Source organism: Paracoccus wurundjeri (genome assembly GCF_030678915.1).
Classification (GTDB): domain Bacteria; phylum Pseudomonadota; class Alphaproteobacteria; order Rhodobacterales; family Rhodobacteraceae; genus Paracoccus; species Paracoccus onubensis_A.
In genome coordinates, this window is record NZ_JAUUTZ010000005.1 from 181,295 (window position 1) to 196,567 (window position 15,273).

General features: G+C 60.4%; 15 protein-coding genes. 9 read left to right on the forward strand and 6 right to left on the reverse strand.

Features of this window, described 5'->3' with window-relative positions:
* Nucleotides 1–12: 12 nt before the first annotated feature.
* Genes Q0601_RS07330 through Q0601_RS07340 form a run of 3 tightly spaced genes read left to right on the forward strand, consistent with a single transcriptional unit; the run spans nucleotide 13 to nucleotide 2,472 of the window.
* Nucleotides 13–1,014, forward strand: coding sequence for an ABC transporter ATP-binding protein (locus tag Q0601_RS07330; RefSeq protein WP_305288689.1), 1,002 nt, complete (start codon nucleotides 13–15; stop codon nucleotides 1,012–1,014).
* Nucleotides 1,011–1,973, forward strand: a complete 963-nt coding sequence (locus Q0601_RS07335) for an ABC transporter ATP-binding protein (RefSeq protein ID WP_305288691.1) — start codon at nucleotides 1,011–1,013, stop codon at nucleotides 1,971–1,973. The genes Q0601_RS07330 and Q0601_RS07335 overlap by 4 nt, the downstream gene beginning before the upstream one ends.
* Nucleotides 1,963–2,472, forward strand: coding sequence for a RidA family protein (locus Q0601_RS07340; RefSeq protein WP_305288693.1), 510 nt, complete (start codon nucleotides 1,963–1,965; stop codon nucleotides 2,470–2,472). The genes Q0601_RS07335 and Q0601_RS07340 overlap by 11 nt, the downstream gene beginning before the upstream one ends.
* Here Q0601_RS07340 and Q0601_RS07345 read toward each other — a convergent pair.
* Nucleotides 2,460–3,200, reverse strand: coding sequence for an IclR family transcriptional regulator (locus Q0601_RS07345; RefSeq protein WP_305288695.1), 741 nt, complete (start codon nucleotides 3,198–3,200; stop codon nucleotides 2,460–2,462). The genes Q0601_RS07340 and Q0601_RS07345 overlap by 13 nt on opposite strands.
* Nucleotides 3,201–3,344: 144 nt before the next feature.
* Between Q0601_RS07345 and Q0601_RS07350 the strand changes: the two genes are divergently transcribed.
* The gene (locus Q0601_RS07350) at nucleotides 3,345–4,568 is read left to right on the forward strand and encodes an aminotransferase class V-fold PLP-dependent enzyme (RefSeq protein ID WP_305288697.1); all 1,224 of its coding nucleotides are present in this window, start codon (nucleotides 3,345–3,347) and stop codon (nucleotides 4,566–4,568) included.
* A gap of 301 nt (nucleotides 4,569–4,869) precedes the next feature.
* Nucleotides 4,870–5,028: a hypothetical protein gene (locus Q0601_RS07355; protein WP_305288699.1), complete on the forward strand. Its 159-nt coding sequence runs from the start codon at nucleotides 4,870–4,872 to the stop codon at nucleotides 5,026–5,028.
* Between the two features lie 467 nt (nucleotides 5,029–5,495).
* Here Q0601_RS07355 and putP read toward each other — a convergent pair whose 3' ends face one another.
* Nucleotides 5,496–6,983 (reverse strand): sodium/proline symporter PutP, encoded by a 1,488-nt coding sequence (putP, locus tag Q0601_RS07360; RefSeq protein ID WP_305288701.1) that lies wholly within the window; start codon nucleotides 6,981–6,983, stop codon nucleotides 5,496–5,498.
* A 700-nt stretch (nucleotides 6,984–7,683) separates the two neighbouring features.
* Here putP and Q0601_RS07370 point away from each other — a divergent pair.
* Together Q0601_RS07370 and htpX are read left to right on the forward strand one after the other, a co-directional pair.
* Nucleotides 7,684–8,085: a VOC family protein gene (locus Q0601_RS07370; protein WP_305288703.1), complete on the forward strand. Its 402-nt coding sequence runs from the start codon at nucleotides 7,684–7,686 to the stop codon at nucleotides 8,083–8,085.
* Between the two features lie 224 nt (nucleotides 8,086–8,309).
* Nucleotides 8,310–9,233, forward strand: coding sequence for a zinc metalloprotease HtpX (gene htpX / locus Q0601_RS07375; RefSeq protein WP_305288705.1), 924 nt, complete (start codon nucleotides 8,310–8,312; stop codon nucleotides 9,231–9,233).
* A 238-nt stretch (nucleotides 9,234–9,471) separates the two neighbouring features.
* Here htpX and Q0601_RS07380 read toward each other — a convergent pair whose 3' ends face one another.
* Genes Q0601_RS07380 through Q0601_RS07395 form a run of 4 tightly spaced genes read right to left on the reverse strand, consistent with a single transcriptional unit; the run spans nucleotide 9,472 to nucleotide 13,542 of the window.
* A complete protein-coding gene (locus Q0601_RS07380; RefSeq protein WP_305288774.1) occupies nucleotides 9,472–10,452 on the reverse strand; it encodes a GlxA family transcriptional regulator in 981 nt (326 codons plus the stop codon).
* Between the two features lie 38 nt (nucleotides 10,453–10,490).
* Entirely contained in the window at nucleotides 10,491–11,477 is a 987-nt protein-coding gene (gene proX, locus Q0601_RS07385; protein WP_305288707.1) for a glycine betaine/L-proline ABC transporter substrate-binding protein ProX, read from the reverse strand.
* Nucleotides 11,478–11,500: 23 nt separating this feature from the next.
* On the reverse strand, nucleotides 11,501–12,454 hold the full coding sequence (locus Q0601_RS07390) for an ABC transporter permease (protein WP_305288709.1): 954 nt from the start codon (nucleotides 12,452–12,454) through the stop codon (nucleotides 11,501–11,503).
* Complete coding sequence (locus Q0601_RS07395) at nucleotides 12,454–13,542, reverse strand: quaternary amine ABC transporter ATP-binding protein (protein ID WP_305288711.1); 1,089 nt, start codon at nucleotides 13,540–13,542, stop codon at nucleotides 12,454–12,456. The genes Q0601_RS07390 and Q0601_RS07395 overlap by 1 nt, the downstream gene beginning before the upstream one ends.
* Before the next feature lie 115 nt (nucleotides 13,543–13,657).
* On the opposite strand from Q0601_RS07395, the gene Q0601_RS07400 reads away from it, so the two are divergent.
* Nucleotides 13,658–14,368 carry a GntR family transcriptional regulator gene (locus Q0601_RS07400; RefSeq protein WP_305288713.1) on the forward strand — a complete coding sequence of 237 codons (711 nt, stop codon included), beginning with the start codon at nucleotides 13,658–13,660 and terminating at the stop codon, nucleotides 14,366–14,368.
* Complete coding sequence (locus Q0601_RS07405) at nucleotides 14,368–15,273, forward strand: dihydrodipicolinate synthase family protein (protein ID WP_305288715.1); 906 nt, start codon at nucleotides 14,368–14,370, stop codon at nucleotides 15,271–15,273. Before Q0601_RS07400 ends, Q0601_RS07405 begins: the two co-directional genes overlap by 1 nt.

Consider the following 15,273-nt stretch of genomic DNA (forward strand, 5'->3'; position numbering starts at 1 on the left):
AAGGAGAACGCGATGGAGATGCCTGACGAAACGATCCTGTCAGTCGAGGGATTGCGGGTCGGCTTTGGCCGCGGCCCCGCGGCCGTCACCGCCCTGCGCGATGTCAGCTTTACCCTGGCCCGGGGCCGAACGCTGGCATTGGTGGGTGAAAGCGGATCAGGCAAGTCTGTCACCTCGCTGGCACTGATGGGGCTGCTGCCGCCATCGGGCAGAATTCTGTCGGGCCGGTTGAATTTCCGTGGCCGCGACGGCAAGATCACCGATCTGACCCGGCTGGACGCGGCTGGTTATCGCCGCCTGCGCGGTCCTGGCCTGTCCATGATCTTTCAAGAGCCGATGTCATCGCTGAATCCGCTCTTTACCATCGGCGACCAGATCGGCGAGATGCTTCTGCTGCATGGAAATCTTTCGGCCACCGCGCGCGACAAGCGGGTGATCGAGATGCTGGAGCTGGTCGAAATCCCCGGCGCTGCAGCCCGTGCCAGGGCCTACCCACATGAATTATCGGGCGGCATGCGTCAGCGGGTGATGATCGCCATGGGCCTGATCTGCAACCCCGATCTGTTGATCGCGGACGAGCCCACGACGGCGCTGGACGTCACCATTCAGGCGCAAATTCTTGACCTGATGTGCAGACTTCAGCGTGAACTGGGCATGTCGATCCTGTTCATTACCCATGACATGGGCGTTGTGGCGGAAATGGCCGATGACGTCGCGGTCATGTATGCGGGCGCAGTCGTGGAGCAGGCCGGGGTTCTGGACCTGTTCGACCATACCCGCCACCCATATACGCAAGGATTGCTGACATCGATCCCCCGCGAAGATCTGCCGGCGGATGAACGGCTGGTGCCGATCCCCGGTTCGGTTCCTGCCCTGGCGGCGCTTCCGCCGGGATGCGCCTTCGCGCCACGGTGCAGCCATGCACAGCCGGAATGCCGGCAGAAAGTTTCCCTTGAGGAAAAGGCGCATGGTCACCTGTCCGCCTGCATCTTCGATTTTGCGGGGGCGGCATGAGCGACGCACTGCTTCAAATCCGCAACCTGACCAAGCGGTTCGAGACAGCCTCGGGCACCGTTCACGCGGTCGAAGATGTCAGCTTCGACATTCCCCGCGGCTCGATCATGGGGCTCGTCGGCGAAAGCGGTTCGGGCAAGACGACCCTGGGCCGGACGCTTCTGCGGCTGGTCGAGCCGACCAGCGGCGAAATCCGCTTCGATGGCACCGATATCACCGGACTGGACGACCGGAGCATGCGCGACATGCGCCGGCGAATGCAGATCATCTTTCAGGATCCCGTATCCTCGCTGAACCCACGGCTGAAGGTCGGCGACCTGATCGCCGAGGGGCTGCGCGCCTTCGGTATCGGCAGGCGGCGCGAGCGCCGCGACCGGGTGGCGGCGCTGCTGGAAGAGGTCGGCCTCAGCCCCGATCACATGAACCGTTATCCGCACGCCTTCTCGGGCGGGCAGCGGCAGCGCATCGGAATTGCGCGGGCGCTGGCACTGGAACCGGAATTCATCGTCGCCGACGAAAGCGTTTCGGCGCTGGACGTGTCGATTCAGGCGCAGGTGCTGAACCTGCTGCTTGATCTGCGCGAAAGGCGGAATCTGACCATGCTGTTCATCGCCCATGACCTGTCGGTAGTGAATTATCTCTGCGATCGGGTTGCGGTACTGTATCTGGGCAGGTTGATGGAAATCGGGCCAACGAACGCCATCCAGCACGTCTCGGCCCATCCCTACACACGGGCACTGAATTCAGCGATCCCAAGGCCGGATCCGCGCGCCGCCCGGACCCGAACGCTTCTGGAAGGCGATATTCCCAGCCCGCTGGTCCCTCCGTCGGGCTGCGTCTTCCGCACCCGCTGCCCGCATGCCGCCGAACTTTGCGCCTCGGGCATACCTGACGCGCATGTTCTGGACGGCCAACACCAAAGTTACTGCAAGAGAACCGAGGACCTTTATGGACACTGACGCGTTAGCGACCACCCCCGAGACCCGCCTTACCGCTTTGGGCATCACCCTCCCCGGGGCCGCCCCTTCGCCGATCGGGTCTTTTCGCAATATCCGCTGTTCGGGCAACATGATCTACGTCTCGGGACAGGGACCGGTTCACGCCGATGGCACGCTGATCCGTGGCAAGGTCGGAAGCGAAGTGACGGCCGAGGAAGCCCGCGAACATGCGAAACTGGTTGCGCTCAACATTCTGTCGGCACTGCGCGACGCGCTTGGCTCTCTGGATCGGGTGCGTGGCGTGGTCAAGCTGCTGGGACTGGTCAATGCCGACCCAGATTTCGAGCGACACCCTTTCGTCATCGATGGCGCCTCGGATCTGCTGGCCCAGATCTTCGGTAAAAACGGCATTCATGCGCGGTCGTCCTTCGGGGTCGGATCATTGCCCAACCGCATCCCGGTCGAGATCGAGGCGATTTTCGAAATATCGCCCCAACCCGCCGACGATCAACCGCGATGATGCACGCCAAGCGCCCTTTCCACCGACCTTGCGGCCTCGCGCACCTTGCGCGAAACCAGCTCGAACTTCTCGGGCACACGATGTTTGGGCATGACCACAGACAAGGTCAGTTCACAGGTGCCGTCCTGCCCCCGAACCGGCGCGGCGATGCAGGCCACCTGATCCTCGGAGGTGTCGATCTGGACCGACAGCCCTTCAAGGAAATCGGCCCGCGACATCTGGGCCAGTTTGACCGGATCGGTCTCGGCCAGCCCGGTATTCGACGGCCGCGCGCAGTCGCGGAACACGGCCAGCCGCGCATGATCGGGCAGATGTCCGATCAGCAGCCGTCCCGAAGCCGTCCAGTTCAACGGCACCCGCGTTCCGACATCCGAAGTGACGCGAAACGGCCCGGTGCCCTCGGCCATCGCAATCACCTGCATCATGCCTTCGTCGCGGGCGCAGATCTGCACCATCTCGCCCACCTGTTCATTCAGTGCAAACATCGCCCGTTCGGCCTCGCTGAAGGCGCTCATCCGGGCGCGATAGGCAAGACCGTAGCGCATCAGGCGCGGCCCCAGCCAGACACGGCCATCACCGCTGCGCGACAGCATCATCCTTTCCTCGAGCTCATCAATCAACTTGTAAACCGTCGAGGGCGGCGCTCCGGCCATCTTGGCCAGTTCATAGGCGGTCATCGGGCGGTGCCACTCGGTCAGGATGTCGAGGATCTGCAGCGCCCTATCCATGCCGCTCCTGCGCGATCGGCGCGCAGGCGTGTCTGTTTCCTCTGCCGCTTCAATGCCCATCACATCGCACTCCCAACAATATCCACAATTTCGGCATAACTATCGCAGTTATGGAATTCATCACAAGGATCAAAAGAGAGTACCATGCGCAAAAATTCCGAATACACGGCCGACTGGTCCTGGCATGACGCCAACGGTTATGACCGGATCGTCAATGTCTCGGGGACGATGACCGCACTTGGCGGATCGATCACAACAGAGCGCGTCGCAACCGCGACCGCGGCCGCCATGCCTCGCTTTGCCCGTATCCACGAGATGCAGGCACGCGCTTCAGAGGTGATCGCCCGGCTGACCGGATCCGAAGCAGGCTTTCTGACGGCTTCCGCCAGCGCCGGGATCACGCTTGCGGTGGCTGGCGCAATTACCGGCATGGATCCGGCGCGCGCCGAGGCGCTGCCCGCACACTCCGGTCCGCGCAATGCGGTCGCGGTACAAATGGGCCATCTGTGCGAATATGGCGCTTCGATCTCGCAGGCCATCGCTTTGGCTGGGGCAGAGACGCGGATCGTCGGACAGGCGACTCTGGTCAAGGATTATCAGCTTGAGGCCGCTTTGGACGACAGCTGTGCCGCCGCGCTTTACGTGGTTTCACATCATGTCGTCGATTACGGAATGCTTCCCTTCGACACTTTCGTCCGGATCGCGCATGCCAAAGGAGTGCCGGTCATCGTGGACGCGGCCTCCGAATACGATCTGAAAGGCTTTCTGGCAAAAGGCGCCGATATCGTCATCTATTCCGGACACAAATTCCTGGGCGGCCCCACCTCGGGCATCGTCGCTGGCCGAAAGGATCTGGTCCGGGCCACTTATCTGCAGAATATCGGCATCGGCCGCGGCATGAAGATCGGCAAGGAAAGCATCGCCGGTACCATTGCCGCAATGGAGCAATGGATGGAACGCGACCACGACGCCATCCGGGCCGCCGAAACCCACGCGCTTGAAATGTGGCAGGCAGCCTTGACCGATCTGCCCGGCATCACGCCGATCCGGGTTCCCGATCCAACCGATAACCCTCTGGAACGGCTACAGATATGGATCGATCCGGCCAAAGCGGGTGCATCGGCCGCACAATTCGCAGAAATCCTTGGCCGCAGCGATCCCCCGCTGATCGTGCGTGGACACAAGATAGAGAAGGATTATTTCCAGCTCGATCCCTGCAACCTGATGGAAGGCCAGGCGGAACTGGTCCGCGACATTCTGGTGCAGGTTCTGTCCGATGCCAGTGCCGCGGCAGAGGTCGATATCCGCTCAGCGCTGGCCGCCGCCCGCAATGGCGGCACACAGGCCTATCTGAACTGGCTCGCCTGACGATCCAAGCACGGGGATGTCCGGCGCGGTCCGGACGTCCGGCCAATGCCGTCGCCGCTGAGCCTGATACCCCATGTCCGGCACCAAGCGGCCGACCCTGCCGGAAAGCCCCAGTGTCGCAACGGGTATCGTTACCCCGTTTTATCCGGATGTGACCAACAGCCGGCATGGCTGCTGTATGACTGTTTGCGCAAGGCTCCGCCGCATAGGGTTTCGAGCAAAACGCTTTAAGGGTATAGTCAATCCGGCAGCTACGCATCATGGCCGGAAGCTAGCCTGTTAACCACCAAAGGACCAGAAAATGGCAGCAAATCCCAAACTAAAGCGCTTTCGTGAACTCACCCAGGAAATCCAGACGAAGCGTGAGGAAGTCACTCGTCTCCGTGACGAGGTGGAAGTCGCCAAGGCCGAGCGCGCAAAACTCAAAATAGAGATCGATGCCGAGAGAGCCAATCCCTGATTGGCAAGCATAAAGGCATGTCTGGCAGGGGCCTCTCTCACGAGAGGGCCTTGCATTTAATCTGCCCTTCGACTTGCGGCTTTGAAATCGCTTCAACATTCATCCGGCTCGCACAGGCGCGGATTTCATCGGCGGCCCGGCTCTATGGCAGGAAGTTCGAGGGAGCAGAAAAGCGAAACCCTGCGCCGTATTCGCACGGCAGCCTGGATAGCCAGAAAATTTTTTCTGAACAACACACTATCCCACCGCATCACCGAAGCAATTGAAAGGTAGTGTTCATCTTGCAGGCATTCATTCCGGATGATCGATGACTGCACAATCACAATATTATCAGTACCGTTCTGACACGGTGCCGGTGATGAACGCCGATACCTTGCCGACATCCGTGAAAGAAAGCCGCCATCCATTCGAAACGGCGTTTTCCGGGAAGGAAGGCATCCAACCTTGTTGGAGGATGCCTTCAGATTTCAGGTCAGCGGACGGTATTCCCCCGCCGTCTCGGTGGCCCGGCTGACCATTACGATTGCCGCCCATGACAGGATGAAACCGGGAATGATCTCATAGATGCCCGGCCCGCCCAGAAAGCTGGCATTCCAGCCAAGTGCTATCCAGATCATGACAGTTACCGCGCCAGTGATCAGCCCGGCGACCGCACCGGTCCCACTCATTTTGTCCCAGGTCAGCGACAGGATCATCAAGGGGCCGAATGCGGCGCCGAATCCCGCCCAGGCATTGGCCACCAGCCCCAGAATATTGGATTCCGGATCTCCGGCGATCAGCGCCGCCACGATGCCGACCGCCAGAACACAGATTCGGCCGACCATCACCAACTGCTTCTCGCTCGCCTCGCGATTCAGGAACAACCGATAGAAGTCCTCGGTCAGTGACGAAGACGAAACCAGCAACTGGCTGGAAATCGTGCTCATGATCGCCGCCAGCAAGGCAGCATAAAGAAACCCGGTCATCAGCGGATGGAACAACAGGTTCGACAGGACGATGAACAGCGTTTCGGGATCATCCAGCGTCATGCCCGTCCGTTCGACATAGGCACGTCCGAAAATCCCAAGACTGACCGCCCCGATCAACGAAATGGCCATCCAGCCCATGCCGATATTGCGGGCCGTGGGAACGTCCCGAACCGAACGGATGGCCATGAAGCGCACGATGATATGCGGCTGCCCGAAATAACCCAGCCCCCAGGTTACCGCCGACAGGAAGCCGAAGAAGGTCAGGCCGCTGAATAGCGACAGGAAGTCGGGATTTATCGCGGTAACGGTTGCCGCCGCCTGTCCGATGCCTTCGCCCTGCCCTGTCGTCAGAATGACCACCGGCATGATCACGAGCGCCAGCATCATGATACAACCCTGAACGAAATCCGTCAGGCTGACCGCGAGGAATCCGCCGATCACCGTATAGGTCAGAACGATGATCAGGGTGAACCAGACGCCAACCGCGTAATCGCTCATCCCACCAATATTGAACAGATCACCGAAAGCGCTGGAAAATAACTTGCCACCGGCGACCAGCCCCGAAGCCGTATAAACCGCGAAGAACACCACGATAATAATGGCCGACGTCATGCGCAGCGCCAGCGCGCGGCTTGGAAACCGGTTCGCCAGAAACTGTGGCACGGTCAGCGCGTTGTCGTAACGCTCCGTCTGCTCCCGCAGGCGCGGGGCGACGACGATCCAGTTAACCAATGCACCGACGAACAGGCCGATACCGATCCAGGCCTCGACAAGACCGGCGGCGTAAAGCGCACCGGGCAGGCCCAGCAGCAACCAGCCGCTCATATCCGATGCACCTGCCGACAGCGCGGCCACTGCAGGGCCCAGCTGGCGGCCACCCAACATATATTCTTCCGAATTGGATGTCGACCGCCGCGCCGCATAGACACCGATCGCAATCATCAGGCAGAAATAAAGAAACAGACTGATCCAGATGCCGATAGCCATGATTTTGGTCTCCCTTTCAGCTTCTTTCCTCGACCTCACACGATTGGAACCCGGGCGAAAGGGATTTGGGAAACTTTCACTCCGGAAATGCCCGCACCGCCGAAACTCTCACCAATGGCGCCAGGTTGGAAACTCATTCAGGATGTTGATCAATTATATTAATCTGTCGCCATATCAGGATAGGAGCAGTTAACCTGACCAGCAAGCATCTGTTTTGGCTTTCCAACGAATCCTGAAAAGCGATCGAACCGCATCGCCGGGCCGGAAAACCGTGGGTGGACGATCGTAGAGTTATCCTGGGCATTCCGCATGTGTTGAAGACCGGTCGCGGCGGCGGGACGTTCCGGGCGGATACAGCCCGTCCATCACGGTTTACAACCGTTATCATCGCTGGGTGCGGCGGGGTATCCGGCATGTCGGCAGCTTTGCGGCTGGCTGCGCTGGCGTCAGTACCATTAACCAGCCATCACCGAGCAGGGAATGCCCTCCTTGACGTCACTGCCTGCCGGCTTCGGATTGCGTGGCGACAGAGTGCTGGTAAAAAGCCGGTTTGGCACAGCTTCCCCAGGCCCACCCTGCATGTGAAGCGCAGAGTTCAGGTCGCCTCGACCGAGCGGTTTGCGGAACATTGCTGCCGTTGATCGCACAGATGTGCTGTGTCAGAATACTGACAAATCCTTGATCGGTAAGGAGCATAGCAATGCATGGAATTGGCTACACGATGGTTGGAACCACTGATCTGCCACGCGCCTTGGCATTCTATGATCCGCTTTTCGAGGCGATGAACCTCGATCAGTGCTGGAGAGATGAACGTTCGGCATCCTGGGGTAAGGCTGATGATGAATATTTCCCGCGCTTCTTCACAGGTTACCCTTTCGACGGCGATAATGCCGGTGCCGGAAATGGAACGATGACAGCCTTTCTATGTGCACCTGATCTCACCGACCAACTTCACGCCTTGGCACTTCGAAATGGTGGAACATGTGAAGGAGCGCCCGGGCGGCGTCCTCAGTATGGAGACGGATTCTATGGTGCCTATGTCCGCGATCCGGACGGCAACAAGCTGGCGTTTGTTTGCTACGATGCCGCAATGCCTTCCTGACCAGGACCAGTTGCTGCCGTCGGTTTTGGGCTCCAAGCGACACGTTGCCTTGCAACAACCTGATCGGGCACCGGGCGCCTCGGACCCGCAAAGCCTGCCCCGGTCATTCATCCGGTCACGCATCCAGGAAGTGCGGCTTGCCAGTGCGTCAGGCGCAGATGCTTGCACATGCCGGAACCCTCTCCATATTTCCATTACCTGAAGATGGAGGTCCGGAGATATCTATGGGCTATGTAAAGACAGCGATGCTGATGGCGGCGATGACCGCGCTCTTCATGGGCGTGGGTTATCTGATCGGTGGATCGGGCGGCGCGGTCATCGCGCTCGTGGTTGCGGCTGCGATGAACGTTTTTACCTGGTGGAATTCGGACCGCATGGTCCTGCGTATGCACAACGCCCAGCCGGTGACACCCGGCGACCGGATGGGGCTTCATGCCCTGACAGCCGAACTGGCGCGGAATGCCGGCCTGCCCGAGCCCAAGGTCTATCTGATCGACACGCCGCAGCCCAACGCCTTCGCCACCGGACGCAACCCCGCCAATGCCGCGGTGGCCGTGACATCGGGCCTGATACACAGCCTGACCCGCGAGGAACTGGCCGGCGTCATCGCCCATGAACTGGCCCATATCCGCAACCACGACACCGCGATCATGACCGTTACCGCCACCTTCGCCGGTGCGATTTCGATGCTGGCCAATTTCGCGCTGTTTTTCGGCGGATCGCGGGAACGGCTCGGGCTGGTGGGCACGCTTATGATGATGTTCCTTGCCCCGCTCGCCGCCGCGCTGGTGCAGATGGCGATCAGCCGGACGCGGGAATATGCCGCCGACAAGGCCGGGGCCGAGATCTGCGGCCAGCCGCTCTGGCTGGCCTCGGCGCTGGAAAAGATCGCCATGGGCGCAGCCCGGATCGACAACCACGCGGCCGAGCGCAACCCGGCGACAGCGCATATGTTCATCATCAACCCGCTGCACGCGCATAAGCACGACAATCTCTTCGCCACCCATCCTGCAACCGGGAACCGCATTGCCGCTCTGCGCGCGATGGCGGGGCAACGCCGGCAGCGCCCCGTTGCCGCTGACCAGCCCACCGCCGCCAGCCGCATTCCGGCTTCGGGGAAGCGCAGAGGGGCCGGACCCTGGGCCTGATCCGTCATGCCAGTTTGGCGAACCTCGCGGCGATCAAATCGGAATGACCCGCGGATCGATGCTCTCACCAGTCTCGATCTGTGGTCGGCACAGAGCAGACTTCCAGTGTTCCTCTGAAAAGCCGCAATTCAGTAGCAGGCAGGCCCCGGCCCGAGGCGGGACCGGCGGTTTGATCGAACGCATGCCAGCCCGCCAGTAATCAGATTATCTATTTCCGTTCGCTGATTTATCTTCAATCTCACGACAGTTTGCTGCGATGCTTGATTGGCGAAACGCCGAACCGCATGCGGAAAGCCTTCGAAAAGTGAGAAGTCGAGGTAAAACCGCATGACATCGCTATCTGCGATAATGAATCTTCGGATTGCAGGATCAGACGGCGCGCACGGTCCAGCCGCAGTTCCATGCTGTAGCGTTTGGGAGTGGTGTTCAGGTATTTGCCGAACAGACGCTCGAGCTGGCGGGCCGAGATGCCGATTTCACGAGCAATCAATTGCGGTGCCAGTGGTTCCTCGATATGGTCCTGCATGATCCTGATGGCGCGGACCAGATATTCGTTCCGCATACCGTGCCGCGACTGAAGCGATACCGTTTGTGCCGCGGTTCCCTCGCGTACGGCATTGTAGACCATCTGGTCCGCGACGGTTGCGGCAAGCTCCGCTCCGTGATCACGGGCGATCAGGTGCAGCATCAGGTCGGCGGCAGCGGTGCCGCCCGATGCCGTCACATGCGGAGCATTGGCGACGAAAACGTTGCGGACCAGTCGCACCTCCGGGAACTTTTCCATGAACAGATCGTGATATTCCCAATGAATTGCGGTTTCCACGCCATCCAGAAACCCGGCTTTCGCAAGGACATAAGCACCCGAACAGATCGCGCCGATGGCAACACCGCGCCGCTTTTCGCGGCGCAGGAAGTTCAGCGTTTCAGCGGAGATACGATCCTGAACGTGCAAACCAGAGATCACGTAAAGCCGGTCATGGCGATCCAGCGGCTCTAATCCGCGATCGGCCAATGTCACCGACCGGTTCGAACAGACGGCGGTCTTGCCATTCTCGGAGATCAAAGACCAGCGATACAGTTCCTCGCCCGACACCAGATTGGCGATGCGCAGCGGTTCGAGCGCACAGGAAAACGCCAGATGCGAGAAATTCTCGACCAGCAGGAACACGAAATGCGCTGTTTCAGGCGCAGCACTGCCTGGAACGGCACGATCATGAATGCCGGGTTGGGCACCCTTTCGGCGCCCATCCGGTTTCGTCACTTCGCGGCTCCTCGCGCGGCCTCCAGCCAGCCGTCATATTCCTCCTGATGCGAAGCGATCCAGTCATCGACATGGCGGTCGATATCCTCGGATGAATCCTCGCCATCGGCGATCAGCTTGTTCTCGGCCGACACGTCATTGATGTCGATCGCCGCCAGTTCGAACAGTTTCGCGGCTGCCGGATTCTCTTCAAGGAAGTCGTTCCGGGCGACAACCCGGATGCTGTCCACGACAAAGCCGAGATCCTTGCCGTCATAGACCGTCTCGCCCTCCTGTCCGTCAGGCAGGGCCGAGAACGGCACCTCCAGCCATTCGACATCCTCACCCGGCACCAAAGCGCCCGAGACCCAATAGGGTGTCCAGGTGAAATACAGGATCGGATCGCCATTCTGCTGCCGGGCGATGGTGTCGGCGATGATCGCCGTATATTCGCCCTGATTATGGGTCACCGTATCGCGCAATTCGAACTCGTCGAGCTGATGCTCGATCACGCGCTCGCAGCCCCAGCCCGGCACGCAGCCCGCCAGATCGGCCTTGCCGTCGCCATCCGCATCGAAACGTGCCGCCACCTCGGGATCCTTCAGATCGCCGAGATTCTGGATGCCCTCGTCATAGCTGGCCTTGTCCACCAGATAGCCCTGAAGCGCACCCTCGATCAGCGTGCCGACCTTGCTCATCACTTCGTCGCCGCCGGCCTCCTGATAGAACGTGTCGTGCAGTTGGTTCCAGCTCGCCGGGTAAAAATCCGCATCTCCTGTCCCGATGGCAAGATGCGCGGTTTGCGCCAGTACCTCCTGCGGCTCCTCGACCTCATAGCCAAGATCCTCAAGCGCCCGGAACAGAACCCGTGCCTGAAACATCTCTTCCAGCAGGGGCTGGATGACCGGATGCACCGTTACCCCTTCGCCCGGCATGTCCTGCGCAAAGGCCGTGCCAGTCGCCAGCGACAGCAGCGCCGTCGTCGTCAGCATGATGTGTTTCATCTTTTTTCTCCCTTGTTGCGCCGTCATTGCGGTTTTTCGGATTTGCGTCCGGTCAGGCGCAGGATCAGCCCGACAGGTCCGCTTTGCCACCAGTGGCGATGCCCGCGCTCGCGGCCCGAGCGGCCCAATCCCTGGGTGATCCTGTCGAGGACGATTGCCAGCAATACGATCCCCAAGCCTCCGACGATGGCCTTGCCCGCATCCAGCCGGCCCATCGCCCGCAGGACCTCGTTGCCGAGCCCCTTGACCGAGATCATCGAGGCGATGACCACCATCGACAGGGCAAGCATGATCGTCTGGTTCAGGCCGGCCAGGATCGTCGGCGTGGCCAGCGGCAACTCGACCTTGAACATGATCTGCCGCGGAGTCGCGCCAAAGGCACGCGCCGCCTCGACCACGCTGGAGTTCACACCGCGGATGCCCAGTGAGGTCAGCCGGATCAGTGGCGCGATGGCGAAAATGATCGTCACGATCACGCCCGAGACATCGCCGATGCCGACCAACATCACCACCGGCACCAGGTAGACGAAGGCCGGGATGGTCTGCATCGTGTCCAGAACCGGGCGGATCGCCGCCTCGAAACCGTCGCTCTTACCGGCAAGGATGCCAAGCGGCAGGCCGATCACCACGCAAAGCAGCACAGCCGAGATGACAATGGCCAGTGTGGTCATCGCCAGCCCCCATGCTCCCGGCGCCAATAGTCCCAATGCCAGCAGGCAAGCGCCGACCAGCACCGCGACCCGGCGTCCGGCGGCCTGCCAGGCCAGCAGCACGACGATGATCAGCATGATTGTCGGCGGCACCGATTGCAGGGTAGTATCGATCAGTGAGATGAGCCCGTCGAAAAAGGATTTGATCGGCTGAATGGTATCGCGATTGGCAATCGCCCATTGCTTGATGCCATCCGTTCGCCCGTCGATATCCAGATCGATAGAGGCGAAGGGATTCAACCAGTTGAAAGCTTCGTCTTCAGCCATCAGACCCGTCCTCCGGTTTCGGTTCCCGCATCCTGACGGCCCTGAATGCCGCGCAACAGCGCGCTTTTCGTCACCACTCCCAGATCGGCGCCATCAGCCTGCACCAGGATGGGATTATCGCTGGTCACCGCCAGATCGACGAGCGCGTTCAGCTTGTCATCGGGATGTGCGACCGGCCAGTTTATCGGATCGGCCATGCCATGCGCCTGCCGGTATTGTTCCAGCGGCTGCATCACCCGCGCCGCCGTCACCAGATCCAGCTTCGAGATCCCCGCCACGAAATCCGCGACATAATCATCGGCGGGTTCGGTCACGATCTGCTCCGGCGTACCGACCTGTACCAGAATGCCGTCCTTCATGATCGCGATCCGGTCACCGATCCGGATAGCCTCGTCCAGATCATGGGTGATGAACACCGTGGTCTTGTGCAGCTCGGCCGACAGTTTCATGAACGTATCCTGCAACTGCCGCCGGATCAGCGGGTCAAGCGCCGAGAACGGCTCGTCCATCAGCAGGATCGTCGGATCGGCCGCGATCGCGCGGGCCAGCCCCACGCGCTGCTGCATGCCCCCTGACAACTCATCGGGATATTTGCGTTCCCAACCGGTCAGTTCCACCGCATCGATCGCCTGCTGCGCCACCTTTCGGCGGGTCGCTTCACCGATGCCGCGCACCTCCAGCGAGAACACGACATTCTCGCTGACCGTCCGATGCGGCATCAGCGCCATGTTCTGGAACACCATGCCGATTTTCTCGGCCCGCAGGGCGCGAAGCTCTTTCGCCCCCATCTCGCCCACATTCCGCCCCTCGATCACGACCGAACCCGCGGACGGTTCAATCAAGCGGTTGATGTGCCGGATAAGCGTGGATTTACCAGAACCCGACAAGCCCATGATGCAGAAAATCTCGCCCCGCCCAACCGCGAAAGAAGCGTCGCGCACACCCACGATGCAATCATAGCGCCGGCGGATTTCGTCCTTGCTCAGCCCATCCTCGACCACCGCCTTCATCGCTTGCGCCGAGCGGTCCCCGAATATCTTCCAGATGCCATCGCAGCGAATAACGGCTTCGTTTGTGTATTGGGTCATGCAAATCCTCCCTCGTTATAAAAATCACATATTGCAATTGTAGACAACATGTATTTTTATATGTTGAAATTGAATCCAATGCAAATGGCTGGATTCCATGGAGGAGAGCAGGAAGATGGGCAAATCCAGAAAGTCGCACTGCATCGAGGATCTCAAACGGCGAATCCTGACCGAATCGCTGGCTCCGGGCGCCTATCTGGATGAGACGATCCTGTCCGAGGAATACGAAATATCGCGGCCTCCGCTGCGTGAAATCCTCAGCCAACTTGCAGGTGAAGGCTATGTCGTTCTGAACGAGCGGCGCGGCACGCAGGTCGCACCGATGACCCACCGGACGATGCGCAATTTCTTCATGGCCGCGCCGATGATCTATGCTGCCGTCAGCCGTCTGGCGGCGCTGCACGCCACCCGCGCCCAGATCATGCAGCTTAAGGACACACAGCTTCTGTTCCGGGCCGCGATTCGTGACGGGGATACGGCAGAGCGCGCAATCAAGAACGAACGTTTTCACGCGATCATCGGCGATATGGCGGCGAACGAGTATCTGACGCCCAGCCTGCGGCGATTGCTGATCGACCATACGCGGATCGGCATGACTTTCTACGAATCGAATAATCCGCGAACCGCCGAACAACGACGCGTTGCGGCCGATCAGCACGACCAGTTCATTGAGTTGATAGAGGCCGGCGATGCGGACGGCGCGGCAGGATTAGCAATCGAGCATTGGGAGCTGTCGCGCTCTGAAATGGAGTCATTTGTCACGCCGCCCGGCATGGACATCCCACTCGGTCCTGTCCGGGACGAGACAGGCAAGAAGGGAACATAATGAAGTTCGAAGGTATCTATACGCCGGTCATCACGCCCTATACCGAAAGGGGCAAGATCGACCGGGACGCATTCGCGGCCATGATCGAATATCTGATCGATGCGGGCGTACACGGCATCATCAATGGCGGTTCGACCGGCGAATATTACGCCCAGTCGATACAGGACCGGATGGATCTGGCATTGTTTGCCAAGGAAATCATCGGCGACCGGGTGCCGCTGATCGTCGGCACCGTCGCGATCCGGCTTGAGGATTCGATCGCCATGGCCGAAACCGCCGCACGGATCGGCGCGGACGCGGTGCTGATCGGCTCGCCCCCCTATGCGGTCCCGACCGAGCGTGAAAACGCCGTGCATACGCTGGCCATCGACCGGGCGGCGAATTTACCGGTGATGCTGTACAATTATCCGGGCCGGATGGGCATCAACATGGGCGAAGAGTTTCTTGACCGCGTGTCCCGCAGCCGGAACATCTGCGCGATCAAGGAAAGCTCGGGCGATATCAATCGCGTGCATCTTCTGGCCCGCGACTATCCGCATATCCGGATGTCCTGCGGGATGGACGATCAGGCCCTGGAATTCTTTGCATGGGGTGCCCGCAGCTGGGTCTGCGGCGGCTCGAACTTCCTGCCGGCCGAGCATCTGGCGCTGTACCGCGCCTGTGCCATGGATGGCAATTTCGACAAGGGCCGCCGGATCATGTCTGCACTGATGCCGTTGATGCGGGTGCTGGAACAGGGCGGCAAGTTCATCCAGTGCATCAAGCATGGTTGCGAGATGAACGGTCAGCACGCCGGAGCTCCGCGCCCTCCGCTGAAACCGCTGAACAAGGATGACAAGCGCCAACTTGAGCAGGTCGTGCGCGTCCTCAAACAAACAATTGCCAGTATCGAAGCGGAGAATTGA